Genomic DNA, 393 nt, shown 5'->3' with positions numbered 1-393 from the left:
CCGCCTCGGACTGGCGCAAACCACGCCGGGCGCCGCGCAACTGTCGCGCGCCAACGGCCGGCTGGAACTCTCGGCCGGCAATCCGGATGGCGAGCGCGCCTCGGTGCTGGTGCATGGCGACGGCGTCCGGACCGATTTGCGCCGTCAGGAGGCGTCGCTGGCCGGAGTGAACGCCATGATCGTCGGCCACACCCGTTTTCAGCTGGCGCCGGCCGGCGACACCACCAAGATGCCGCTGTCGGCGTTCCGCCTGGACGCCTACGGCAACGTGGTGGTGCGCATCGACTATGCCGGCGGCGCCCCCCGGACCGGGGTCGACGGTAACGGCAGCTCCGCGACGTTCACCCTCCCCGCCGCCCAGGCGGCGCTGATCGAGGCCGTGCCCCCCGCCAC

The 393-nt window shown here is 73.3% G+C and carries 1 protein-coding gene; it reads left to right on the top strand.

From position 1 onward, the window contains the following. A partial coding sequence (locus EE949_RS29655) for a hypothetical protein (RefSeq protein ID WP_206335706.1) occupies nt 1-393 on the top strand: 393 nt, incomplete at both ends.

The organism is Pseudomonas viridiflava (assembly GCF_900602065.1).
Taxonomy (GTDB): domain Bacteria; phylum Pseudomonadota; class Gammaproteobacteria; order Pseudomonadales; family Pseudomonadaceae; genus Aquipseudomonas.
Note: the sequence above shows the minus strand (reverse complement) of the source record. Positions and strands in the feature narration are given on the sequence as shown.